This window comes from Metabacillus sp. SLBN-84 (genome assembly GCF_053629595.1).
Map to the genome: position 1 here is coordinate 1,718,443 of NZ_JBRJIP010000001.1, position 24,930 is coordinate 1,743,372.

28 protein-coding genes and 2 riboswitches are annotated in these 24,930 nt (G+C 43.1%); of the genes, 26 read left to right on the top strand and 2 right to left on the bottom strand.

Annotation, left to right across the window (positions count from 1 at the left end; translation table 11 throughout):
- Positions 1-58 precede the first annotated feature (58 nt).
- The 15 genes from RKD52_RS08680 (at position 59) to RKD52_RS08750 (ending at position 12,905) form a co-directional block, all read left to right on the top strand.
- Positions 59-781 carry a response regulator transcription factor gene (locus RKD52_RS08680; RefSeq protein WP_029566080.1) on the top strand — a complete coding sequence of 241 codons (723 nt, stop codon included), beginning with the start codon at positions 59-61 and terminating at the stop codon, positions 779-781.
- A complete protein-coding gene (locus RKD52_RS08685) occupies positions 778-2,583 on the top strand; it encodes an ATP-binding protein (RefSeq protein ID WP_454099398.1) in 1,806 nt (601 codons plus the stop codon). Before RKD52_RS08680 ends, RKD52_RS08685 begins: the two co-directional genes overlap by 4 nt.
- A gap of 77 nt (positions 2,584-2,660) precedes the next feature.
- Positions 2,661-2,852, top strand: a riboswitch (cobalamin riboswitch).
- Between the two features lie 150 nt (positions 2,853-3,002).
- Entirely contained in the window at positions 3,003-3,416 is a 414-nt protein-coding gene (locus RKD52_RS08690; RefSeq protein ID WP_454099399.1) for a DUF4430 domain-containing protein, read from the top strand.
- Positions 3,417-3,428: 12 nt separating this feature from the next.
- The gene (locus tag RKD52_RS08695; protein WP_454099400.1) at positions 3,429-3,944 is read left to right on the top strand and encodes an ECF transporter S component; all 516 of its coding nucleotides are present in this window, start codon (positions 3,429-3,431) and stop codon (positions 3,942-3,944) included.
- Positions 3,945-4,024: 80 nt separating this feature from the next.
- Positions 4,025-4,603: a cob(I)yrinic acid a,c-diamide adenosyltransferase gene (locus tag RKD52_RS08700; protein WP_454099401.1), complete on the top strand. Its 579-nt coding sequence runs from the start codon at positions 4,025-4,027 to the stop codon at positions 4,601-4,603.
- A gap of 117 nt (positions 4,604-4,720) precedes the next feature.
- Positions 4,721-5,257 carry an RNA polymerase sigma factor SigX gene (sigX, locus tag RKD52_RS08705; RefSeq protein ID WP_454099402.1) on the top strand — a complete coding sequence of 179 codons (537 nt, stop codon included), beginning with the start codon at positions 4,721-4,723 and terminating at the stop codon, positions 5,255-5,257.
- Entirely contained in the window at positions 5,254-6,390 is a 1,137-nt protein-coding gene (locus RKD52_RS08710) for a GerMN domain-containing protein (RefSeq protein ID WP_454099403.1), read from the top strand. Before sigX ends, RKD52_RS08710 begins: the two co-directional genes overlap by 4 nt.
- 210 nt (positions 6,391-6,600) lie before the next feature.
- On the top strand, positions 6,601-7,341 hold the full coding sequence (locus RKD52_RS08715; protein WP_454101173.1) for an alpha/beta fold hydrolase: 741 nt from the start codon (positions 6,601-6,603) through the stop codon (positions 7,339-7,341).
- 36 nt (positions 7,342-7,377) lie between these two features.
- Positions 7,378-7,788 (top strand): DUF5412 domain-containing protein, encoded by a 411-nt coding sequence (locus RKD52_RS08720; RefSeq protein WP_454099404.1) that lies wholly within the window; start codon positions 7,378-7,380, stop codon positions 7,786-7,788.
- 75 nt (positions 7,789-7,863) lie between these two features.
- On the top strand, positions 7,864-8,292 hold the full coding sequence (locus tag RKD52_RS08725; protein ID WP_454099405.1) for a hypothetical protein: 429 nt from the start codon (positions 7,864-7,866) through the stop codon (positions 8,290-8,292).
- Positions 8,293-8,399: 107 nt separating this feature from the next.
- On the top strand, positions 8,400-8,885 hold the full coding sequence (locus tag RKD52_RS08730; protein WP_454099406.1) for a hypothetical protein: 486 nt from the start codon (positions 8,400-8,402) through the stop codon (positions 8,883-8,885).
- Between the two features lie 54 nt (positions 8,886-8,939).
- The gene (locus tag RKD52_RS08735) at positions 8,940-9,221 is read left to right on the top strand and encodes a hypothetical protein (RefSeq protein ID WP_454099407.1); all 282 of its coding nucleotides are present in this window, start codon (positions 8,940-8,942) and stop codon (positions 9,219-9,221) included.
- A 556-nt stretch (positions 9,222-9,777) separates the two neighbouring features.
- Positions 9,778-10,626 carry a LysM peptidoglycan-binding domain-containing protein gene (locus tag RKD52_RS08740; RefSeq protein WP_454099408.1) on the top strand — a complete coding sequence of 283 codons (849 nt, stop codon included), beginning with the start codon at positions 9,778-9,780 and terminating at the stop codon, positions 10,624-10,626.
- A gap of 70 nt (positions 10,627-10,696) precedes the next feature.
- On the top strand, positions 10,697-11,509 hold the full coding sequence (locus RKD52_RS08745) for a histidinol-phosphatase (RefSeq protein WP_454099409.1): 813 nt from the start codon (positions 10,697-10,699) through the stop codon (positions 11,507-11,509).
- Positions 11,510-11,651: 142 nt separating this feature from the next.
- Positions 11,652-12,905 carry an ATP-binding protein gene (locus RKD52_RS08750; protein WP_454099410.1) on the top strand — a complete coding sequence of 418 codons (1,254 nt, stop codon included), beginning with the start codon at positions 11,652-11,654 and terminating at the stop codon, positions 12,903-12,905.
- A gap of 42 nt (positions 12,906-12,947) precedes the next feature.
- Here the strand turns inward: RKD52_RS08750 and serA are convergent, their stop codons facing one another.
- Positions 12,948-14,522 carry a phosphoglycerate dehydrogenase gene (gene serA, locus RKD52_RS08755; RefSeq protein WP_454099411.1) on the bottom strand — a complete coding sequence of 525 codons (1,575 nt, stop codon included), beginning with the start codon at positions 14,520-14,522 and terminating at the stop codon, positions 12,948-12,950.
- 178 nt (positions 14,523-14,700) lie between these two features.
- A riboswitch (FMN riboswitch) is annotated at positions 14,701-14,841 on the top strand.
- 152 nt (positions 14,842-14,993) lie between these two features.
- Here serA and RKD52_RS08760 point away from each other — a divergent pair.
- Complete coding sequence (locus RKD52_RS08760; RefSeq protein ID WP_454099412.1) at positions 14,994-15,575, top strand: ECF transporter S component; 582 nt, start codon at positions 14,994-14,996, stop codon at positions 15,573-15,575.
- Positions 15,576-15,618: 43 nt separating this feature from the next.
- Here the strand turns inward: RKD52_RS08760 and RKD52_RS08765 are convergent, their stop codons facing one another.
- Positions 15,619-15,867 (bottom strand): ferredoxin, encoded by a 249-nt coding sequence (locus RKD52_RS08765; RefSeq protein ID WP_029280187.1) that lies wholly within the window; start codon positions 15,865-15,867, stop codon positions 15,619-15,621.
- 287 nt (positions 15,868-16,154) lie between these two features.
- Here RKD52_RS08765 and RKD52_RS08770 point away from each other — a divergent pair, with 287 nt between their 5' ends.
- The 10 genes from RKD52_RS08770 (at position 16,155) to RKD52_RS08815 (ending at position 24,910) form a co-directional block, all read left to right on the top strand.
- On the top strand, positions 16,155-17,204 hold the full coding sequence (locus RKD52_RS08770) for a helix-turn-helix domain-containing protein (RefSeq protein WP_454099413.1): 1,050 nt from the start codon (positions 16,155-16,157) through the stop codon (positions 17,202-17,204).
- Positions 17,205-17,213: 9 nt separating this feature from the next.
- Positions 17,214-18,692: a RecQ family ATP-dependent DNA helicase gene (locus RKD52_RS08775; protein ID WP_454099414.1), complete on the top strand. Its 1,479-nt coding sequence runs from the start codon at positions 17,214-17,216 to the stop codon at positions 18,690-18,692.
- Between the two features lie 4 nt (positions 18,693-18,696).
- Entirely contained in the window at positions 18,697-19,281 is a 585-nt protein-coding gene (locus tag RKD52_RS08780) for a CPBP family intramembrane glutamic endopeptidase (RefSeq protein ID WP_369733790.1), read from the top strand.
- Between the two features lie 4 nt (positions 19,282-19,285).
- Complete coding sequence (locus RKD52_RS08785) at positions 19,286-19,951, top strand: LysM peptidoglycan-binding domain-containing protein (RefSeq protein ID WP_454099415.1); 666 nt, start codon at positions 19,286-19,288, stop codon at positions 19,949-19,951.
- 109 nt (positions 19,952-20,060) lie between these two features.
- Positions 20,061-20,519, top strand: coding sequence for a DUF2663 family protein (locus tag RKD52_RS08790; RefSeq protein WP_454099416.1), 459 nt, complete (start codon positions 20,061-20,063; stop codon positions 20,517-20,519).
- Positions 20,520-20,588: 69 nt separating this feature from the next.
- Complete coding sequence (locus RKD52_RS08795) at positions 20,589-21,224, top strand: CBS domain-containing protein (protein WP_454099417.1); 636 nt, start codon at positions 20,589-20,591, stop codon at positions 21,222-21,224.
- A 42-nt stretch (positions 21,225-21,266) separates the two neighbouring features.
- Positions 21,267-21,635, top strand: coding sequence for a hypothetical protein (locus tag RKD52_RS08800; protein ID WP_454099418.1), 369 nt, complete (start codon positions 21,267-21,269; stop codon positions 21,633-21,635).
- 128 nt (positions 21,636-21,763) lie between these two features.
- Positions 21,764-22,681: a MerR family transcriptional regulator gene (locus tag RKD52_RS08805; protein WP_454099419.1), complete on the top strand. Its 918-nt coding sequence runs from the start codon at positions 21,764-21,766 to the stop codon at positions 22,679-22,681.
- 121 nt (positions 22,682-22,802) lie between these two features.
- A complete protein-coding gene (locus RKD52_RS08810; protein ID WP_454099420.1) occupies positions 22,803-23,405 on the top strand; it encodes a genetic competence negative regulator in 603 nt (200 codons plus the stop codon).
- 233 nt (positions 23,406-23,638) lie between these two features.
- Positions 23,639-24,910, top strand: coding sequence for a Glu/Leu/Phe/Val family dehydrogenase (locus tag RKD52_RS08815; protein WP_454099421.1), 1,272 nt, complete (start codon positions 23,639-23,641; stop codon positions 24,908-24,910).
- Positions 24,911-24,930 lie beyond the last annotated feature (20 nt).

Consider the following 24,930-nt stretch of genomic DNA (forward strand, 5'->3'; position numbering starts at 1 on the left):
ATAGGAAGTAATCATTCTTTCGGTGCCTATGATTCCGAATAAGAGAGGAAAATGCACAATGGAAACCAATCCAAATTATAAAATACTTGTTGTAGATGATGAAGACAGGATCAGAAGACTGCTGAAGATGTACCTTGAACGTGAAAATTATCAAATAGAAGAAGCCGACAACGGAAGCGACGCGCTGGAAATGGCGCTTGCAGAAGAATATGATCTGATACTGCTTGATTTAATGATGCCGGGCATTGACGGCATTGAGGTATGCAGACAGCTGCGCCTGAAAAAAGCGACCCCGATCATCATGCTGACGGCAAAAGGGGAAGAAGTGAACAGAGTTCAGGGCTTTGAGGTCGGAACGGATGACTATATCGTAAAGCCATTTAGCCCGAGAGAGGTTGTTTTGAGAGTGAAAGCTCTGCTGAGACGCTCTTCGACGACTTCTTTCCTTAAAACAGAGACAAAGGCCAAAAATGTGATTGTCTTCCCGCATCTTTCCATTGACCATGATGCCCATCGTGTTCTTGCTGATGGAAAAGAAGTCAGCTTAACGCCTAAAGAGTATGAGCTGCTTTATTTTCTTGCGAAAACGCCTGACAAAGTGTATGACCGTGAGAAGCTTTTGAAAGAAGTGTGGCAGTATGAGTTTTTCGGAGACTTGAGAACGGTTGATACACATGTTAAGCGTCTTAGAGAGAAACTCAGCAAAGTTTCACCCGATGCTGCCTCGATGATAGTTACGGTCTGGGGTGTCGGCTACAAGTTTGAGGCAGGCAGTGAATGATGTTCTGGAAAAGCGTAGTCGGTAAACTTTGGTTTACCATTCTGCTTCTTGTATCATTCGTCTTGTTTGTCCTGACCGTTCTGCTGCTCCAGTTTATTGAAAGCTTTCATGTTGATGAAGCTGAAAATGAACTGACGCAGCTGGCCAATAAAGTGTCTGTTATTTTGGAAAACCATGAAGACCAGGAGCTAGCAAGGTCCATCACCTGGGAGCTTGCGGATGAACTGACAAGCATTGTGATAGCCGAGAACGTAAATGAATACTGGTTTTCACCAAAAAAGTATGATAACACACCAACCTTCAGCATGGAGGACATCCGCGCTGACAGAGAGCTGTCAAAGGTGTTTCAGGATCAGAAAAATGTAAGCAAGCTCACCCGGCTGCCTGAAGAACAGCAAAAAAACTCCGGAAACAAGGAGGAAGTGCTTGTAGTCGGTGTTCCCTATAAAACAAGCGACGGCAAAGACGGAGCCGTTTTTATGTCACAGTCCCTGCAGGCCGTTCAAAAGACGACCGAGCACACGACAAAATATATTCTTCTTGCAGCAGGTATAGCCATCATTCTGACAACGGTTTTTGCCTTCTTCCTGTCTACTAGAATTACCTATCCATTGAGAAAAATGAGAGAGGCGACACAAGAGCTGACACGCGGCAATTTTGATACAAAAGTTCCTATTTTGAGCCACGATGAAATCGGTGAGCTCGCCATTGCGTTCAATCAGATGGGGAGACAGCTGAAGTTTAACATCAACGCTCTTAATCAGGAGAAAGAGCACTTAACGAGCATTCTGAGCAGTATGGCAGACGGAGTTATCACACTTAATATTGATGGAACCATTCTTGTGACCAATCCCCCTGCGGAACGCTTCCTGCAGTCATGGTACTATGAACAAAAAATGCAGATAAACGAGGGGGAAGAAATTCCTCCGGAAGCAAAAGAATTGTTCCAGCGGGTTGTCAATACAGAAAGAGAGCATATCGTTGAAGTAACTCTTCAGGGAAGAAGCTGGGTGCTTGTCATGAGCCCTCTTTACAATCAGTCTTACGTCCGGGGGGCGGTAGCCGTGCTTCGGGACATGACAGAAGAGCGCCGCCTTGATAAATTGCGCAAAGACTTTATCGCAAACGTCAGCCATGAACTGAGAACGCCGATTGCCATGCTCCAGGGGTATTCTGAAGCAATTGTGGACGATATTGCAAGCTCGGATGAGGAGAAAAAAGAGATTGCCCAGGTTATTTACGATGAATCGCTCAGAATGGGCCGGCTTGTCAATGACCTGCTCGATCTTGCCCGGATGGAAGCGGGGCATATCACCCTCAATCTTGAGAGCATTTCCATTTATGAATTTATTGAAAAAATCAACCGCAAGTTCCAGGGACTTGCGAGGGAAAAAGATATTACGCTCACCTCCAGTTTTGCACTCGACGAACCTGAGTTTGTTCTGGATCCGGATAAAATTGAACAGGTTCTGACGAATCTAGTGGATAACGCAATCAGGCATACTCTTGAGGGCGGTACAGTCGAAATGGCCGTGCAGTCCGTTGCGGCCGGGATAAAGGTTGATGTGAAGGATACAGGCACAGGAATTGTCGAAGAAGATCTGCCGTTTGTTTTTGAACGCTTCTATAAAGCAGATAAGGCGAGGACGAGAGGCCGCTCCGGAACAGGCCTTGGTCTTGCGATTGCCAAGAACATTGTCGATGCTCATTCAGGTTCGATTAATGTGCACAGCAAAGTAAATGAAGGAACCACATTCAGTTTCTATCTGCCTCGAAAAAACGTTTTTCCTGATAGAATGTGACGAATATTCTTGTTTCATACGAAACACCTGTTGATGCCGCATGTCGTTTTAGGTACAATAAAAGCTGGATATAAAAGTGAATACGAAAAGAAACTGGTGCAAACTTTGCTTAATAGGGAATCAGGTGAGATGCCTGAACTGTCCCCGCAACTGTAAGTGCAGACAATACCTGCTTTTAGACCACTGTCAGAATGACTGATTCAGACGGGAAGGTGCAGGCTTGAGGATGAAGCACGAGTCAGTAGACCTGCCGGGTTCTTTCAAACGTTACTATTCTTCGGGGATTTGAGCATAGAAACGGCACAGTTATGGCACCAGTGCCTGCAGTTTCTTCTATGCCGTTTTTAAAAGCCCATCTTCTAACAGATGGGCTTTTTGCTATTCCAATACATACACAACAACAAGAGGAGAGATGGATCATGAACAAATTTTACAGCTTTCTCGCAGTGCTTCTTCTTGCACTGATGAGCGCCTGCGGAAATGCGGCAGAGGAAAATAAAACAGAAGAAGCAAAACCTGCTGCTGAAAGCGAAGAGCAGGCGGAGGAACTGAAAGCCTCTGTCACGCTGACTAAAAATGAGATGGCGGAGAAAGTAGAATCGAAAGAAGTAGTTTTTGAAGAAGGCCAGAGCCTTATGGATGCAATGAAGAGCCAGTTTGAAGTAGAAGAGTCAGGCGGCTTTATCAGCGGAATCGACGGCATTAAGGCGAGTGAATCCGACAAAACGTACTGGCATTTAATTGTGAATGGGGAAGATGCCATGACAGGAGCAAATGACATTAAGCTGAAAGACGGCGATAAGATTGAATTTGATCTGCGGAATTATGAATAAGTGTGAGAAACAATGACAACGAGAAGAATCAGTCTTCTGTCTTTGCTTATTGCCTTGTCCGTTGTAGGCAGGCTGACTTTTCAGTTCATTCCGAATGTGCAGCCGATGACAGCTGTCATACTTATAACCGCCATCCTTCTCGGTCCGGTAAATGGAATGATTGTCGCCGTCCTGGGCTGTTTTCTCAGCAACCTTTTACTTGGCATGGGCATGTGGACAATCTGGCAGATGCTTGCCTGGGGGACCTTGGCTCTAATCTTCGGCCTGCTTGGAAAAGCGGTTAAAAGAAACAGACTTCTCGTTTTTACCCCGGCAGCCGTTCTTGCGGGATATCTTTTTGGATTCATCGTTTCTCTGAATATGTTTGTCCTGACAGAAAATGGACTTGCCTACTATCTTGCAGGAATCCCGTTTGATACGATGCATGCAGCAGGAAACGGCATTTTCTTTCTCGTGCTGTACCCGGTCATGCAAAAAACGTTTCAGTATTATCTCTATAAAAACGATTATGGCGTTACACTTCAATAAAATAATGGCAGAATAAGAGAGAGACTTTCTTTTTAGCTTAGGCAAGACAGTCTGAGAACAAAGGACAGGAGCTGCTGAATATGAATTTGTATACTAGAACCGGCGATAAAGGGAAAACAAGCATTATTGGAGGCCGGGTCGATAAGGATGATCTGAGGGTAGAAGCCTACGGAACAATCGATGAGGTAAACTCTTTTACCGGTCTTGCCATGACATGGATGAACGATGAAAACCTAAAAGACATGAAACAGGAATTTGAAAAAATCCAGCATGAACTTTTTGACTGCGGAAGCGATCTTGCTGTCATCCACGGCAAACAAAAGCATCCCTATAAAACAACACCTGACATGATTGAGTTTCTGGAAACGCGCATTGATGCGTACACTGCAGAATCCCCTCCGCTCGAGCGGTTCATTCTTCCAGGAGGGACAGAGGCTGCTGCTGCCATCCATGTGGCAAGGACCGTAGCAAGAAGGGCTGAGCGGTGTATTGTTTCGCTCAAAAAAGAAACGGAAATCAATGAGCATGTTTTAACGTACATGAACAGACTTTCCGATTATTTCTTTGCGGCAGCGAGAGCGGCAAATGCCAGACTCGGTTCAAAAGATGTGGAGTATGAAAGAAGTGCTATCGTATTTACTAAAAAGAAAGAGTCATAATTTCTTTGAAAAGGAAGGCGGAAACTGCCTTCCTTTTTTTATTCAATCCCGATATAGTAAAAGATGTGTAACTTTTTATTCTTCATTCCGACTAATGTATTGATTGGAGGTTCGTTCATGGAAGAGGCCTTTCAAAGAATTTATGAAAAATATCACAGCGATCTTTTCCAGTTCTTGTTTTATATGGTGAAGAATCGTGAACAGGCCGAGGACCTCGTTCAGGAAGTGTATATACGAATATTGAAATCACACAGCAGTTTTGAAGGACGGAGCAGTGAAAAAACCTGGATCCTCTCCATTGCAAGACATGTTGCCATCGATTATTTCCGCAAACAGAAAACACTCAAACAGCGCATCTTTGAAGCGTTTGACTGGGACCGTGAGCAAATACGGGATCAGCAGCCGCTTCCGGAGGAAATCGCTGCCTTAAATGAAGAGATGCAGATGGTTTACCGGACGCTTGATGCATGCACAGTCGATCAGAAGGCTGTCATTATCTTAAGGTATATTCAGGGAATGTCCATTGCGGATACCGCAGCAGCCCTGGGATTTACGGAAAGCAAAGTGAAAACGACCCAGCACAGAGCGCTGAAAGCTCTGAAAAATAAATTGTCTGAACACTCGATCAGGAAGGAGGGAATAGTAAAGGGATGAATCAATCAAAATGGAACGATGAGCAGATTACAGACAAACTTCAAGCAATGCCGGATATCAAAGACCGGCGCTCGCAGCAGCAAATTTACACCCGTTTGCAGGAACGTATGCACAAAAAGCAAGTTCAGTGGAAAACGCCGGCTCTTGCAAGCTTTGCCGCCTTTTTTATTCTTTTAATCCTTTCACCCTTTTTCCTTCAGAACTTCCAAATGAGTGAAAGCAAATTTGAAGACAGTGCGGATAAAGCAGCCGAAAGCGGCCAGACGCCGAAAGAGAACGCAGACATGAAATTAGAAGCAAAGTCTTCACCAGAGACTGAGAAAAAGTCATTTGTAGCAAGGACAAAGGGCAATCAGACAATTGTAACGGTTGCCTATCCCGATCTTCAGGTTCAAAACACGATACCGCTCAGCTTTCAGTTCGATTCCTCTGACTCCTACATGACTCTTTTTGAAACGGCGTTGTCTTCATTTGACCCGGGGAGCGCTGGACTGAGTCCTTCTCCGCTATCAGGAACAAAGCTCTCGTATGAGACAGGAGAAGACCGGATGTCTGTTGATATAAAAGGCAATGCATATGCTGCTTCCAGCTCAGAAACGGAAAACAGACTCTTTACCGAGGGACTTGAAGAATCTTTCCGCTGGCAGGATGCCTTGCAGGCTGACTATTTCACCGGCAGTGAAAAGGGAGCGGAAATCGGAGCGTATGGCTATCAGGATAAGCTGACATTCACAAAGTTCAAAAAGAAAGCCTATTTCCTGTATCAGGAGAGCCTTGACTCACCTAAACTCCTGGCGCCTTCCCTTCTATCCTTTAACAAGCTGACAGATGCCCTGACGGCTATGAAGGAAAAAGGAACACTCGGGTTAAAACCGGTGATCGAAGAAACAGTTGTCATCGATGAAATAATAGAATCAGATAATAGAGTAACCATTGAATTTACAGACGCCTCAACAATTGATGATAACGAAACAGACACACTGATGCTCGAAGCGATATTGATGACCGCTAAAGATTTCGGCTACGAGAGTGTAAAATTCGAAGGAATCGAAGCCGGCAGAATTGGTGAAATGGACGTAACACAGGCCGTGCCCGTTCCGTTCTCGCCAAACCCCGTTGATCTTGAAGAATAGAAGGAAAAACCCGCAGCATGATGCTTGCGGGTTTTTTGCCGTTATGAAAAGAAGCAGGAGGGTGCTGTGATTTTATTTATGGCTTTAGATTTATCTGGATGGCAGATGGGATATTTGTGATATTATTGTAAATATTGGTTATTTCGTTAGAGGAGTTAATTTAAATATTGTCTAATATCAAAGGAACAAAAAAGTGAGGATTTTATCATGATGTCTAAAGAGATGTATATAAAAGTATGTGACTTTTTAATGTTTGCTAACTTGTTTGGAGAAAAAAAGGGGAAACCAACCGTTGTTATGGATGCCGGGTATGGGGATTATTCAAAAGGGTGGAATGCCATAATTTCCGAAGTTTCTTTGCTGACAGAAGTTATTGTATTTGATAGAGCAGGTCTAGGCAGAAGCGAACCAAGTACTAATCCCAGGAATAGCAGAGAGATGGTAAAGGAACTGAAAGAACTTTTAGATAAACTGAATATAATTCCTCCATATATACTTGTAGGACACTCTTTTGGGGGAGTAAATGCACGGTTATTTGCGAGTAAATACCCTGAGAATGTATGTGGGCTGCTTCTAGTAGACTCTACTCCGGAGGATTACCGAGAAAGATTTCTTCCAACGATGTCCGAAGATTTTCAAGAAGCATACAATAAGCAATTTGTTCACGAAGGTAATTATGAAGAATTTATGCAAAGTTTAAATCAATTAAAAGAAGACCAAAAGAAATTAAACATTCCTTTAATAGTCCTTTCTGCCGGCAAAAAAAATCACTATACACCCAAGTCACAAGATTTATGGAATACAATGCAAGAAGAACTTCTTCAAATATCTTCTATCAGTGAATTTATGATTGCTGAAGATAGTACACATTATATACAAAATGATGAACCTGTATTAGTAGTAGATGCCATTAAAAGACTAATTGAAAATCTTAAGGCAGGAGTGATGTAGTAAATGTAATTTGATTTAGGTAAAGGAGTATTAAATATGTTTTTTAAACAGAAAAATACGGCTTCTGAAGATGATGTAAATAGAAAGTACAAAGTGAGATTTATTAGAATTTCAATAGTTGGATTATTGGTAATGGCTTTTTTAGGATATGGAGTTTACTGGGCCTTTTATGATATGAACAGGCTGCCGACAGGATCATATCTTACTGAAGTTAAATCACCGGATGGGAAGTACACCTTAAAAGCATATATCACAAATGGAGGAGCAACCACTTCTTATTCACTTCGAGGTGAATTAGTATTTAATAAAGAAAACAAATCTAAAAATATATATTGGAATTATCGTGAAAACTCTGCAAATATTACTTGGACAGACAATGATACTGTAGTAATAAACGGTCATACATTAAAGGTTCCCAGTGGCAAATATGATTTTAGACATCAATAGATTGCGGCACATAAGTACATACCTCTTTTACGAAAGATTATATTTATTGAAGCAATAAAAAGGATTTGGTTATAGATGACAAAGATGTTTTCAACAGATGCGTTCTCTTATTTCGAATTTATATTAAAAGAAGTGGAATATCGTTTACCAAGCATATGTGTAGACTTAGAAGTTCATAATCGGGGATTTACAGCATCTTTACCAAATGTCTGGATTGAATTATCAAGCATTGAAAAATTTTTGGGTGAAAGCAAAGATCTTTCTTTTATAGATACATTTCAGCATGCTTTTACAAGTATGAGCCCTGAAGAAGTGATTATTAATGCGAATAAGGTAAGTCCTTCAATTTGTCAAATCAGATATACATTCAATAAAACGTATTATTCAAGTGATCTTAATCCGGTTCTTGAATCTATACAACAAAAAGGTTCATTTGAACTGGAAGTATATAAAATAGAAGAATCAAGAAAAGCCCTCTTAGAAATTAGTGACCTATTTCATTAAATTCATTTTTTGATATTTAACAATCGGAGGCGATTTCTGCACAATGTGATCGCCTCTTCATAGTAAGGAATCGGAAGGGATTGAGTAGTATGGGGGGGTTTAGGAATATGAAGAAATTCATTGTGATTATAGCTCTAAGCATAATAATAGTATTTGTTGGACTTTATTCTTTTCTCAAAATCAATTCTCCATTGGTCAGTGGTACAGTTGGTTCAACACAAGATAATAAAGCAGTTGTTGTTGCAATAGGGAATGAGGGGTTTGGAAAGCTGAAGATTAATGAAGTTCTAGTAAATAATTACAACGAACCTATAAAGCTTAAAATACAGGTCACGAATCCCCTTAAAGGTTTTGTTATATCTAATACGTTTGACGAAAACGAATTTGGCATTAGTAATATCGAAACTATCGACATTGAGTCCGACACATCTCCAATAACCCAACTAGAAAAGATGAATGATGGAACGGCAACTAAAAATGATAAAAGTTATGGAATAAGTGTTGTACATAATGAACCCATAGAAAGTTTGCATATAACATATAGTTACTTTGGATTGAAGTTTGAAGAAACGGTATCTGTTGATAATCCTTAAATGGCTGGATTGTTACCTCCTAATGCCTATGCTATGGATATGGATGGTGTGACTATGATTTATTTTAAAGATGCTCCTGATACAATGGTCATCACAACAAAAGAAATAATAGATGGAACAAAACCTGTATTGTATGTGTCGCACGATAAAGAAGATGGTATGTGGCAATTTTTTGATGGGTCAATGAAATTTGATATAGACTGCGCAAGAATAGTTTCTCTTGAAGAAATGCTGGAGATTGATAATTCCCTTGCTTCAATTGGGGATTTACCTCTTGGTTGGATAGCGGAGAGAGACAATAGAAAGGCATTTTGGAAAAGGGTTGAAAAAGAATAAAACTATTTACATTCTTAAGCTATCGAAGGCTCCAATTGAATAACTAATGAACTCAGTTCAAAAATGAACTGAGTTTTTATACTGCAAAAACCTCAGCTAAATGCGGTGCAAATCTTGATTTAATCTAGATTGTCCCAAGTACTTAACCATTGGAACCGTCACAGTTTATATATCAAGGTTTTTAAACTATATATTCCTGACTGAAGTAGAATCACCACTCACCAGTGGACTGAAGCGGAAGGCACTTGACTCCTGCGGGATGAAGAGGGCACGGGAGACCCCGCAGGCTGGCCGAGGAGGCTCCCGGCACTCCCCGCGGAAAGCAAGTGACTGGAGCGCAAGGAAACGGGTATCACTTCAAACCAACAATCATCACAAAGTCAGGCTCCCTTTAAAGATTAGAGAAGAATAATTAGGCCTTATCTAACAGAATGCTGTAAGAATAACCCTCACCCAAAACCCCCCTCTTCACACAACTTTAACGTATGAATTGGCAAAGACTGCATAATACTAGTATTGGTCATTTTTTGACAAATGAACAAACTAGGGGGAACTCATGTTAGATTTGCTGAGAAGGTTATCCATTGCTCTGATTGTCGGAATTTGCGTCATGCTGCTCTTTGTCGGAGGAACACTCGCAAAAGCAGAAAGTCCAGCTGAAGACAAAAGCTGGATTCATCCCGTCAAGGGCACAATAACAGACACATTTGGAACAAGAAGCGGAAAACATAAAGGAATTGATATTGCAGCACCTGAAGGAACGGCCATTTCCGCTGTACAGTCAGGAACAGTGACAAAATCCTATCTTTCGAATACATATGGCCATGTCGTCTTTATTTCTCACCCTGAAGGATATGAAACGGTCTATGCCCATCTGAGCAAAAGGACCGTTTCAGAAGGTGAACAAGTAGCAAGGGGCCAAAAAATCGGTGTGATCGGCAACACGGGTGTATCCAGAGGGACTCACCTGCATTTTGAAGTACATAAAGGAAAATGGACATACGACAAAAAACAGGCTGTAGATCCATTTATCATGGTGGCAGCCCACTCTATTGAAGCCGTTCCCGCGACTGCACAGCCTGCTGCCGAAGATGGATCTGTCACTGTCCAAAAAGGGGACACGCTGTGGGGGATTGCCAAAAGAAATGGACTGAGCGTAGATGGACTGAAGAAAATAAACGGCCTTGTATCTGACCGTCTATACGCAGGACAGAAGCTGATGATTGAGCAAAGAATGGCTTCCGTCAGCCAGTACACCGTTAAAAAAGGGGACACCCTGTATTCGATAGCAGAACAGCTTCAAATCACTGTTCAGCAGCTGAAGCAAGAAAATGACCTGTCATCTGAAGCTATTTTTCCTGCCCAAACCTTGAAAATCACACATTCTTCAGCTTCTTCTAAATAAACTGAAAATACATTGTCACACTTTCCAAAAAGCGATATAATAGGACAAAACTTCGCGGAGGGAGCAGACAATGCGCACCGACTATCACAATCATCTCGAAAGAGGCACTCTGACGCTTGATTATTTAAAGGAATTTACAGATGAAGCTGCCGCTAAAGGCATACAGCATTTCGGCATTTCCGAACATGCCTATCATTTTTATCAGACAAAAAACATTTTGAGCAACCCATGGGTAGACGAGAGGCGCTACTATGATATGAAGGACTACGTGTCTCTTTTTCACGAAGCATGGAATCAGGGAATTGATGTGAAAATGTCAATTGAAATGGACTATACACCAGGCAGGCATGCTGAAATGAAATCGTTTATTGATACATATGATTTTGATTATGTGATCGGTTCCATCCACTGGGTGGATGACTTTGGAATTGACCTGAAGGAATATTTGCATGAATGGGACAAGCGTGATGTAAAAGAAGTGTATGAGCACTATTTCAATCAGGTCGTAACCCTTGCCCAGTCGAATCTGTTTGACATCGTCGGCCACCTGGACCTTGTCAAAATTTTTAAATATGTCCCGGATGACGAAGAGTTTCTAATGAAGCAGTATGACCGGGCGACAGATGCTCTTGCCAAGTCCAAGACATGCGTTGAGATCAGCACTGCAGGGCTCAGAAAGCCTGTCGGCGAACTGTATCCTGATGAAAGGCTGTTAAAGCTATGCCATCAAAAGCAAATTCCAATCGTCCTGTCTTCGGATGCACATGTCCCAGGTGATGTCGGTGCCGATTATGACCAGGCTGTGGCTCTTGCAAAGAGAGTTGGATACACATCGCTGATGACATTTTCAAAAGGCGAGCGCAAAGAAGTTCCATTAGATTGAAGAAGGAGACTGCAGGCTGATGCCCGCGGTCTTTTTTACTTGAAAAAACATGTCTGATTTAAAAATTTCAGCCGATGCCTATCCCTTTTCCCGGATTTAGTAGTAAAATGGAAGTCTACATCTTAATTTTCGGGAGACATACATGTCAAAAATGAAAAAGGTTTTATATTTCTATGTTTTACTAAGCGTCGTGTGGGTATTTGGCACAGACCACTTGATTGCACTGCTTGATTATGACATATACACGTTTATTGTGATTTCAAAAATAAAAGCTGTTTTTTTTATTGCAGCCACTTTTATCTTCATAAAATACCTGATCAGCAAGAATGAACAGTTTCAAGAGCTTGAGCGGGAAAAAGAAAAGCTGCTGTCGCTTATTAATTCAATGGTGGACTTTGTAAACTTTAAAGACGGAGAAGGCCGCTGGATTGAGGTAAATACGTTCGGGCTGAATCTGTTTGACCTGCAGGGAGTGGACTACAAGGGAAAGCGGGACAGGGATCTTGCTGAATACACGGAATTCTACAGAGACGCGCTGCTTTATTGCGAGGAATCGGACGAGCAGACCTGGATGAGCGGATCGGTCAGCAGAAGTGAAGAACAGATTCCGCAGCCGGATGGAAGCTTTAAAACCTTCGATACGATTAAGGTCCCGCTGTTCAATGATGACGGTTCGAGAAAGGCCCTTGTCGTCATCGGACGGGACATCACCCAGATGAAAGAAGCGGAGAACCGCCTTCAAAAAGCAGAAAAGCTGAGTGTCGTCGGTGGCCTTGCCGCAAGCGTTGCACACGAGATAAGAAATCCGCTCACCTCTTTAAAAGGATTTGTTCAGCTGATGAACAAAAACGACAGTGTGAATAAACTGTACTATGAGATTATGGAAAATGAGCTAGACCGAATCAATGAGATTGTCGGAGAGCTCCTTGTTCTCGCAAAGCCTCAAAACATCCGCTTTACGAAAACAAATGTAAGCAAGCTGATGTGCAGTGTCATTTCTCTGCTTGAATCACAGGCGAATATGTACGGGGTGAATATTGTGTTTCAATCAGACGCGGGGATGAAGGAAATTGACTGCGAACCGAATCAGCTGAAGCAGGTTTTTATCAATATTATAAAAAACTCTATTGAAGCAGGATCAAAAACGATTTCCATCTCTCTTTTTGAAGAAGGCGGATCAGCGCGCATCATGATTGAAGATGACGGGGAAGGCATGGAAGAGGAGAGGCTGAAACGCCTTGGAGAGCCGTTTTATTCCGTTAAAGAAAAAGGAACAGGGCTCGGCCTTACGGTCAGCTACAGAATCATCCAGTCGCATGGCGGCACCATCACGTATTCAAGCAAGGTGGGAGAGGGCACTAAAGTTGTCATTGACCTGCCTGTAAAAAGAACGTAAAACGAGCAAGCAGATGATCTGCTTGCTCGTTTTTGCTTAATCCTACAGTTCAATAGGTTTTATGGATACAATGTCGTCGATGTCAGAAAGGGTTTTAATAAGGGAATCATCAAGCTTGCGGTCGAACGACAGCATCATGATGGCTTCTCCGCCTGCATTTTTCCGGCCCACCTGCATCGTTGCAATGTTGACTTCGTGATCTCCTAGAATTCTTCCCACCCGTCCGATGACTCCGGGCTTATCTGTATGCTGAATATAAATAAGATGACCTGCCGGATAGAAATCAATGTTAAAGGAATTGATGCCGACAATCCGTTCGCCGTAATGCGGAATATGTGTTCCTTTTATTTCAAACGTAGTCTGGTCCCCGTGAATGGATACCGTAATACAGTTTTCGTATCCTGACTGATTCGAAGTGATTTTTTCGCTGAAGCTGATGCCGCGCTCTTTGGCGATCATGCCTGCGTTTACTTCGTTTACATTTGATGCAACGCGCGGAGTCAGGAATCCTGCAATCAGGCTTTTTGTCACAAACGACGTTTCAAGCTCTGCAACAGACCCTTCGTATTTAATGGAAATATCATGAACAGGCTCTTTCATGCACTGGGAAACGATATTGCCCATATTCTTGGCGAGCCTGTAAAATGGCTGGATTTTTTCGAATACTTCCTTAGTCAGAGCCGGAAGGTTTACTGATGTTGTAACGATTTTCCCATCAAGGAAATGGAGCACATCCTGTGCAACCTGCGCGGCTACATTCAGCTGCGCTTCTTTTGTTGAGGCCCCTAAATGAGGTGTGGCAATGACATTGTCAAATTTCAATAGCGGATGATTTTCCGGAGGCTCTGTTTCAAATACATCCAGGGCGACACCGGCAATATGGCCGTTTTCAAGATAAGGGATGATTGCTTTCTCGTCTATAATTCCGCCACGTGCACAATTGAGCAAATAAACGCCTTTTTTTGTTTTCGGCAGAGATTCAGCACCAATCAGGCCTCTTGTCTCTTTAGTAAGCGGTGTATGTACGGTGATAATGTCCGCCTGTGTCAGAACTTCATCCAATGTGGCGCTTTTAACAGATATTTTGGCTGCGCGGTCGCGGGTTAAAAACGGATCAAATACAATCACATTTACCCCGAAGGCCTGTGCACGCTTGGCAATTTCAGTTCCGATTCTGCCAAGTCCCACGATTCCGAGCGTTTTTCCGAAAAGCTCCGTGCCGACAAATGCATTCCGGTTCCATTCATTGGATTTAACAGATACAGTTGCCTGAGGAATATGACGAAGGAGAGATGTCATCATGGCAAATGTATGTTCAGCTGTCGAGATGGTATTTCCGTCCGGTGCATTAATGACGACAACACCGTGCTTTGTAGCAGCATCAAGATCAATGTTATCGATTCCAACACCGGCCCTGGCAATAATTTTAAGAGAGGTCATTTTTCCAATTAGTTCGTCTGTGACTTTTGTGGCACTGCGCACCAGTAAAGCATGAAATGTATGAAGCTCATCTTCTGCTTCGGCAGCTTTTTTCTGGACAACTTCGACGTGTTCTGCTTCGAGTAAAGGCTGCAGACCGTCTGCACTCATTGAATCTGAAACAAGAATTCGGTACATGTTTATCCCCCTAAGTACATCTAGTAAATATCAGATAATTTATCATATTACGATTATTGTGTCAATAACATTAACGCGGTACAACGATAAAGACATTTGCTGGAAGATGTTTCGTAAGCAAATGTATTCACAAATTGAAACAGATGCAGTATACTTATCTCGAAAACAAAATAACATGATCTATCTTCGGGGCAGGGTGAAATTCCCGACCGGCGGTAAGGAAAGAGTTAGTTTCCAAAGCCCGCGAGCCGTCCTTGTGATGGCAGGATCTGGTGAGATTCCAGAGCCGACAGTAAAGTCTGGATGGGAGAAGATGGAGGTTCTGGCGTTTAAAATGAAGATTTTAACCGTTTATTTGACCTTGATTAAATTCTCCCCATAGTGAATCGTCACTTGGGGTTTTCTATTTGTCAGGGAAAAACAGGACGTATCCTTTCTTTCCGGATGGATCGAAAAAGGAGAGAAGCAGCAATGCAGCAAAGTAAAGTCAAAAAGCAGGTATCGATTGCGATGCTTGCCAGTGTAGGGTTTGTGTTAATGATTTTTAATTTCCCGATTGGTTTTTCAAGCTTTCTGGAGCTTGATTTTGGGGACGTGCCGGCCATTATTGCAGCCATTCTTTACGGACCTGGCGCAGGAATTATGGTCGAGGCGCTGAAGAACATTCTTCACTATATCATCATGGGAAATGCAGCTGGAGTGCCTGTCGGGCAGCTGGCTAACTTCACCGCCGGTGTTCTTTATATTCTGCCGGCATCCTATCTGTACAGAAGAATGAACAGCATGAAAGGTCTTGCAATCGGTCTTTCAGCAGGAACTGTCCTCATGGCAGGTGCTATGAGCGTCCTGAACTACTACTTGTTTATTCCTGCCTACACGTGGTTCCTGAATGCACCGGCAATGGCAGCGCCTGAGCTTAAAGCGCTGATTGTTAGTGGTATTCTGCCGTTTAACTTAATTAAAGGAATTGCGATGGGCTTTGTGTTTATGGCGATATTCGCCAAGCTGAAAACATGGGTTCATGCTCAAAACGACTATAAACGGGCTGCTTAAGCCCATTAAAAAACCCTCCGCAGATGCGGAGGGTTTTCGTATGCTATTCAAATTTCAATGCGTCGCCGTCAAATGACTCATCAGCAATTTTAATGGAATCAGTCGGGCAGCCCTCATATGCATCCATCATGTCTTCTTCAAGAATTTCAGGAACTTCAACAATTCCCTGGTTATCATCAAGGGTTACAAATGCAATCCCCTCATCATCATAATCATAAATGTCCGGTGCAGCAGCTCCGCAAGCACCGCAAGCAATGCACGTATCTTTGTCAACAATTGTATACTTTGCCATCAAAAAAACCTCCTCTGAATTGGTTACACTCTATGATATGGTACTGTCATTCATTTGTCAGTGCATAAGAAATGAAAGTCTGAACGAGTGCGTACCTCTTTATATTTATACATTGTAAATCTGTTTATAAAACTTTTCAATAGTAAAGTACATTGAGAATGCTTATCATATAAGGGTTTCTAGTATTTAAGGTACCCTTTGAACGCAACTTTAAACGCCTTTTTTTATACAGAATCTGTTACAATGAACATATATCGAATCGTGTCAAAAAGTGCAGGGTGATGACCATGACAGATACTTATATGGAGTGTATTTACTTGGAATGCCTTGATGGGTTCAGAGGCGAACGGACTGCATCTGCGGTCTTTCATCTGCTGAAAGGGAAAAAATCTTCCCAGACCATTCAGGACAGCAAGCTTTTCGGTTTGTCCCGCCTCTTCGGAATGTTTCCCGATCTTTCAAGAAAAGAATTTGATGCAGCCATCGTGGGACTAGTAAAGAAAGGGTGGCTGCTTCCCGGTGAAGGCGATGTCTGCCGGCCGAATCCTGATGCCGTCATTCATAAAGAAAATAGGTTAAAGGAAAAGCCGCTTCCCGAAGATTTGGACGGCACCCTCTATTCGCAGGCAGGTGTGCATTTTTGGAAGCGGACCGTCCTTCTTGCGCAGGTGCTTTCTCATGCAGCAGCCGGGAGTGCGCGCTATCTGCCTGTGATAAAAGACGAGAAAGTGCAGCGATGGGTGAAATCCTATCTTAAAGGGATGCCATTCTCAAAAGAAGAGCTTGCCTTCAGCATGTATCAGGAGATGCAGGCATTTCTGAAGCAGGCTGACAATACAGCGGCCGCTATGTGGGTGTATCAATTAAGTTCCAAAAGCAGAATCGGCTTCACCTACCAGCAGCTTGCCGAGAAGTTTAATGACGATGAAGTTTACATCAGGCTCAAGTTCTGGGGGCTTGTTCACCGTTTTTTAAAGGAATCAACGAAAAATGTTCACGCCTATCCGATACTGCATGCCGTTTCAAAAGATTTGACAAAAAGCGATTCTCTGACTGAATCTGCTTCCAAAACACTTCATTTGATCCGCTCAGGAAAGTCGGTTGAAACGATTTCTGACATCAGGCGTTTAAAAAGAAGCACGATAGAAGACCACATTGTCGAGATCTCATTAAATGACCCAGGTTTTGATATCTCAATGTTTCTTGAAGAAGAGGGGCTTGCTTTGATTACACGCAAGATTCATGACCTGAATACCCATCAGCTGAGAATCGTAAAAGAGGCTTTAGATAACCGGTTCAGCTATTTTCAGATCAGGCTTGCCTACACAAGGACCTAGGAGGATGCTATGAACGTTCAGCAGGCATTGTCCCGCTATTTTGGATATGATCACTTTCGGGAAGGGCAGGAAACGATCGTACGGGATGTCCTCTCAGGCCGGGATGTCCTTGCCATGCTTCCGACCGGAGGGGGAAAGTCGCTGTGCTATCAGCTTCCAGGCTATCTTCTTGAGGGGACCGTTCTGATTATTTCCCCCCTGCTCTCGCTTATGGAAGACCAGGTGCAGCAAATTCGCCTGCGGGGTGAAAAAAGAGTGATTGGTCTAAATGGCTCTCTTCCATATCTTGAAAGGCAGAGGGCTCTTTCTCATTTAAATCAGTACAGGTTTATCTTTGCTTCACCGGAAATCCTTCAGTCTGAAGCGGTTCTTTCCGCGCTAGCTGAAGTCAAAATATCCTTATTTGCTGTCGATGAAGCACACTGCATCTCCCAGTGGGGCCATGATTTCAGGCCGGACTACTCGAAATTGGGCGAACTTAGAGAACGCCTCGGCAATCCCCCTTGTCTTGCCCTGACGGCGACGGCAACAAAAGAGGTTTTAGCAGACATTGAACAATCACTGAACATGACAAAACCAATCAGGCACGTCTATTCAGTGAACAGAAGCAACATCAGCATCAAAATTGAGGAATACTCATCTCTGGAAGATAAACTTCAGCGGGTTCTTGAGCTGGTGCGGACCCTTGAGGGACCCGGAATTATTTATTGTGCAAGCAGAAAGTGGACAGAAAGCATATCGCTGTTTTTACAGGCTGAAGGCATTAAAAACACAGCTTTCTATCACGGAGGCATGGACCCGGAACAGCGGACGCTGATTCAGCATCAGTTTTTATACGGACAGCTGGATGCTGTATGCTGTACGAACGCATTCGGGATGGGAGTAAACAAAGCGGATGTGCGGTATGTGATTCATTTTCATTTTCCGGCTCAAATGGAATCCTATGTTCAGGAAATCGGCAGGGCGGGAAGAGACGGGCTGCCAAGTGCTGCCGTCGCACTGATTGGAAAAGGAGACCGCGATCTCCCTTTATCCATGATCGATTCTGAGTTTTGCACCTACAGCCAGCTCCATGAATGCATGTATGCCATGTCATCCGGAATGGCCCCCGAAGATGCGTTTAACAGGGCGGGGATCAATGAAATTCAGGGCAGGTTTATCCTTCATCATTTACCATCATTTGAAAATGGGATTCACGGTTCTGAACAGAAAGCTGTCGACTGGATTTTTTCCCGCATTGAAAACCGGCGCCGATTGAAACTGGAAAAGCTTGACGGCGTCTTGCACTGGCTGTCTTCACCGGAGTGCAGAAGAAAAGGGATATTGGCATACTTCGGGGAAGAAACATTTCAAAAACAGGAATTCTGCTGTGACAGATGCGGTGTGAGCCTGTCTTTTCTAAAACAGGAACAGTCAAAGAAAAGGACGGATGACCAGCTGCCTGACTGGGAAACAGAATTAAAGGCTGTATTTGGCCAGAACGAGTGATAGCATGGTAAAGCGTCAAAATGATCTTGTTAAAAGCATGAGTGACAGTCAGCTGCTGAAGCAGCTTTACTTTACTCAAATTTTACTACTTACAATTTCCGCTGTTTTGAGTATGATATTATTTAACGGCGTGTCAGATTTTGCGGGCTTGTGGAAGCCTGACACCGGCCAGATCCTTCTTATTGGGGGACTGACAGCAGGAGCTGTTCTTATATTTGACTGGATCATCATGAAGACGATGCCTGAAGATATGTATGATGACGGCGGAATCAATGAAAAAATGTTCAGGAACCGCTCTGTTCCCCACATCATTTTTCTGTGCCTGCTGATTTCTTTTACAGAAGAAGTGCTTTTCAGAGGAATTCTGCAGACACATTTCGGGTTTTGGGCAGCGAGCCTCATTTTTGCAGTTCTCCATTTCAGATACTTGTCAAAATGGCTGCTTTTTTGCATGGTGGTGCTGATCAGCCTGCTGCTCGGATACGTGTATGAGCAGACTGGGAACTTATTTGTAACGGTATTTGCCCATTTTTTAATAGATTTAGTGTTTGCCATTCAAATTCGCTTGAATCACATAAGACGGAGGTGACAAGATGAGCAGAATGGAAAGAGCGGCTTTAGCCAAAAAAGCAAAAATTGAAGACGTGAAATCCCGGACCGGGAGCTATCCTTCACGAAGCGAGATTCACAAAAAGAAAGAGAAAAAAAAGTCACCCTATAAATATCCGGCAGTCAGTTTGCTTGCCATTTTCTTTTTTCTTCTTCCCATCGGGTTTTACTACACCATTTCGTATTTTGATGAACGCAGCAAAACGGTTGATGGTGAAAATATTTCCGATTATGAAGACGTGCTGATAAAATACGGCGATGATGAAGAGCAGGAAACAGAGGACCAATCAAGCCTGGCCCCTGATGAAAGCGATTCTGCTGCCGGCTCAGAGGATCAAACCGAAAAAACAGATACAATGACAGCCTCTGCAGATCTTTCTGCCGGCAAAGACCTTCAGGAGAAAGAGCCTGATAAAAAGCCGGAACCTCAGCCGAAAATAGAGCCAAAGCCGGAGCCGGCAGCCGCATCTGAACCAAATGAGAACTACAGGATTGTTGAACATACCGTTGGACCTGAGGATAACCTGTACCGCATATCCGTTAAATACTACGGGGGACGATCTGGAGAGGACCTGATCAAACAATGGAATCAATTAAGCGGAGACAGTGTGTACGAAGGACAAGTCCTGAAAATACCGCTTAAACAGTAAAACGCATGCAAAAAAACGCATGTGTTTTTTTGTACATGCATTTCATAAGGAGGCGGACAACATCATATAGTTTAATAGACAATTTGTTCGATCGGGAGATGTGATGCATGTGGAAAAGCAAATACTGGAGCTTGGCGGGTCGACAGATCAGGCAACAAGGGAAATGCTGCAGAGCGTGCTGAATAAAAAAAGAAAGTACGAAAGGTATAAAAAGAACTGTTTTAAGTGGCAGATGTTTACACTATTTGGCGGATTAGTGTATTTCCTGTATTTTTATCAGTTTATTGTCGTTCCCAATGGAAGCAATATCGAGTATATGCTTGGAGAGCTGGTCGGCAGCGTTCTGCATTTTTTCATCGTGCTGCTGCTTGGGTCAGGCTATGCAACAGCCCGTTATTATAAGAAAAAAGAAGAAAAATATGAAAAGGAATACCATGGCCTCCGCACAGAAATCATCCGCAAAAGTTCAGAGCTATGGCCGCAGCCGTATCATTGGAAAAAAAGAGGAGAGGTTTATGACATGATGAAGAAGCATTATGACATCAATCTTTATTTCGAAAGCAAATAATTGCATGAATCATAAAGGAATTTGACAGATAAAAGCGAATGTATGCTAAAACGTTAATGGGGTGATGCGATGTTTGTCAAAAGCACAATGATACCGAAAAACCGGACGGTACATGCAGAAGCAGGCGATTCATTAAAAACAGTTCTTGAAAAATTGGAGCATCATAAGATTGACGGTGTTCCTGTCCTAAAAGGGGCAGCATACATAGGCATTGTCACGAGATTTCATCTTTATGAAGAGTTTTTCCAGTCAGAATTGAAAAAAGAAGCCTTTCTTTCTGAAAAAAAGGCTGAGGACATTGCTGTACACACTGACGTTTATCTTGAAGGCGAAGAAATTTTTGAAAATACACTCCTGCAGCTGAAGGATTATCCCCTGATTGCTGTAGTCGGCGAGGAAAAAGAATTCCTCGGAATCGTGACGCGTTATGATGTGCTTGAACAATTTCAAAGTGCTTTTGGAATGAACAAAAAGGGTGTAAGAATTGCTTTTACATCTGTGGAAACAGAAGGCAGGATTGCGAGGCTGACTGAACTTGCGAGACAATTTCATGAAGATATTATTTCTCTGGTTACGTTTGATGAAACAGAGAGCATGGTCAGAAGAATCGTCATGAAAATTGAGAAAAAGGACAATATAGACAGGTTCATTGAACGAATTGAAAAAGCCGGCTTCCGGATTCTGGACATTCACGAAGATGAATAAAGCTCCCTTCCCTGCATATAAAGATGTGGGGGAGGGGTTTTTTTGTTCAGTTTGCTGCTGCGCCTTATCGCAGGCTTTGCTGCCGGGAGTGTGTCCTGCTTCTTTCTTCCGGTTCGTCTGCCTTTTCATTTTCCTGAATTCATTATGGGGCTTGCCCTGTTTCCGGGCAGATCCTTTTTGGGCATGGTTTTTTTTACGGTCTCCTTTATTCTTCACGCATCCTTGCTTAAAGAAGCTGTTATGAATGGAAGGAAGCTAGTAAAATCGGCAGTTTCCTTTTGTGTTTTTTTGAATTTTGCCCTATTAGCCCAAATTGGCATCTGGCAAACAGCCGGAATAGCCTGTGTTACCGCCATCTACAGTCTCTCATCCTATTTCCTGCACAGACAGCACCCGAAAAGAGCGCATTGAAAGAAACCTGCCCCGTTATATCAGAAAATACCAGAAAACAGACTATTCAACTGTTATACAAAGTTTACACAAGGTGTTTAATCCTATATACTTTGATTACAGTGATTTTTGTAATTGGAGGATTTGATATGTCCAGTCAAGAAGGCAAATACAACATAAAGGCAGTCTCCAAAATGCTTGGAATCCAGCCGGGAACCCTTAGAGCCTGGGAAAGACGCTATAACATGATTGCACCGGTCAGAAATGATTCCGGCCACCGCTTATATACAGAAGAACACATAAAAATTTTAAAATGGCTGATCACAAAGGTGAATAAAGGGTTTACGATCAGCCAGGCTGTCAATCTTCTTGAACACAGCGAACTGCCTTCAGAAGACCCTGTCAGCGTCTCAGCTGCACCTGATGTCGACCGGTCGATGGATTTAACGGAGGAGCTTCTGACTGCGCTGCTGTCTTTTGATGAAAACACCGCTCATGAGCTGCTTAACAGAGCCTTCAGCCTTTACTCGATTGATAAAGTGCTTATCGATATCCTCGGAACGCTGCTTGTTAAAATAGGAGATCTGTGGGAGAACGGGAAAATTACATCTGCCCATGAGCATTTTGCTTCCTCTTTTCTCAGATCAAGAATCGGCATCATCCTTCATACTCTTCCGGTAAACGGACTGCTTCCCAAAGTGGTATCCGTGTGCGGACCGGGTGAATGGCATGAACTTGGCCTGTTGATTTTCACCCTCTATCTGCGGAGAAAAGGGTTTGAGGTCATTTATTTAGGGACAAGCATTGCAGACGGAGATATAGATATTGTTCTGGGTGAAGTGAACCCGAAATTTCTTTTCTACTCCTGCACCCTGCAGGAAAATGTTGAAAAGACAATTGCATCTGCAGATGAACTCAGAGGAAAGCATGAACATCTGATTATTGGACTTGGAGGAAACGGCTTTAATAAGGTTTCAAGAGATGTCATGAAGCCATATGAGAGCATGTTTGTCGGCAATACAAAACAAGAGTGGGACACCTGGCTGAAAGAACGCCTGTCTGTCTGAAACATTTTGCTTGTCTAAACCTGTCCGGCCGGTGTAAACTTGCTGAAAATCAGGCGAACCATCCCGCCTGCAATTCATATGATAAAGAAAAAAGTACGTTCTGACGGCAGGAGGGTAAGGGATGCGGCTAGAGCGATTGAACTATAACAAGATCAAAATCTTCTTAACCATAGATGATTTAATGGACAGAGGACTGACAAAAGAAGACTTGTGGAAAGACTCTCTGAAAGTGCATCAGCTTTTCAGGGAAATGATGGACGAAGCAAGTGAGGAGCTTGGATTTGAAGCGAGCGGCCCAATTGCCGTAGAGGTTTATTCTCTTCAGGCGCAAGGCATGGTGATCATCGTCACCAAAAACCATGAAGAAGAAGAATCAGATGAAGATTATGCGGATGACTATATTGAAATGCAGGTGAAGCTGGATCAGAATTGCGACATTGTGTATGAATTTAATGATTTTGAAGACATTATCCAGCTGACAAATGCTCTTTATTCACAGGGTCTGAAGGAAGGAACAGTCTACTCATATCAAAACCGTTTTTTTCTTATACTCGATGAACACCAGCCAATACATGTCGATACGCTTGTATCCATTATCGCAGAATACGGCAATCCGTCGATGATTTCCATCCATTACTTACATGAGTACGGCAAGTGCCTGCTTGAAGACTTCGCTGTTGAAAAGCTGTATTCCTATTACTGGAAGAAAAACCCGCAGTCTTAATTAGACTTCGGGTTCTTCTTTAAATAAAAATGTCTTACTATTCAAAGCTTTCGAACTTTATTTATGTGTTTAAACCCTGTTTTATCCATATCCGCCACTTCATTGAAATCGCTTACAAAAATACGTTTTCTTTTCGCTATTTCTACTTTGCAGAAAAGGGCCAAAGGTGTATACTATGTCATGAAAGGTGGACATTCCACCCATCCTGAAGAGACAGTAGGAGGTTTACTGCGATGGTAGCCGAAAAGAGCACCAATCATAAACGAGAAAAGCATGATGTGCTGAAATCAACACAAACGGTGATACATAAAGCCCTTGAGAAACTGGGTTATCCTGAAGAAGTGTATGAATTACTAAAAGAACCGATGAGAATGATGACGGTAAAAATACCTGTTCGAATGGATGATGGTTCAGTTAAAATTTTTACTGGCTATCGCGCGCAGCATAATGATGCAGTAGGGCCTACAAAGGGCGGAATCCGTTTCCATCCTGGCGTAACCGAAACTGAAGTTAAAGCGCTGTCAATCTGGATGAGTCTGAAGTGCGGAATTGTTGACTTGCCATACGGCGGAGGAAAAGGCGGAATCGTCTGCGATCCCCGCGATATGTCATTCCGTGAACTCGAGCGGCTCAGCCGCGGCTATGTAAGAGCAATCAGCCAGATTGTCGGTCCGACAAAAGATATTCCGGCACCGGATGTTTTTACTAATTCACAGATTATGGCCTGGATGATGGATGAATACAGCCGCATCGATGAATTTAACTCTCCGGGATTTATTACAGGAAAACCTCTTGTACTTGGCGGTTCGCACGGACGTGAATCAGCTACAGCTAAAGGTGTTACGATCTGTATTCATGAAGCTGCAAAGAAGAAGGGCATTGAGCTGAAAGGGGCGCGGGTTGTCGTTCAGGGCTTCGGCAATGCGGGAAGCTACCTTGCGAAATTCATGCATGATGCAGGAGCCAAAGTCATTGGAATCTCCGATGCGTACGGCGGTCTTCACGATCCTGATGGTCTTGATATCGACTACCTTCTTGACCGCAGAGACAGTTTTGGTACAGTGACAAAGTTATTTAATGATACGATTACAAATAAAGAGCTGCTTGAGCTGGATTGCGACATTCTTGTACCTGCAGCGATTGAAAACCAGATTACAGAAGAAAACGCCCATCTCATCCGCGCAAGCATCGTTGTTGAGGCGGCAAACGGACCAACAACGATTGAAGGTACTCAAATTCTGACTGACCGCGGCATTCTGCTCGTTCCTGATGTGCTTGCAAGTGCTGGCGGAGTTACGGTTTCATACTTTGAGTGGGTTCAGAATAATCAGGGCTACTACTGGACGGAAGAAGAAGTTGAGGAAAAGCTCGAAAAAGTTATGGTCAAATCCTTCAATAATATCTACGAAGCGTCACAGACAAGACGCGTCGATATGCGCCTTGCTGCCTACATGGTGGGTGTCCGCAAAATGGCGGAAGCATCAAGGTTCAGAGGCTGGATTTAAGTTAATTGTTTGCAACTGTT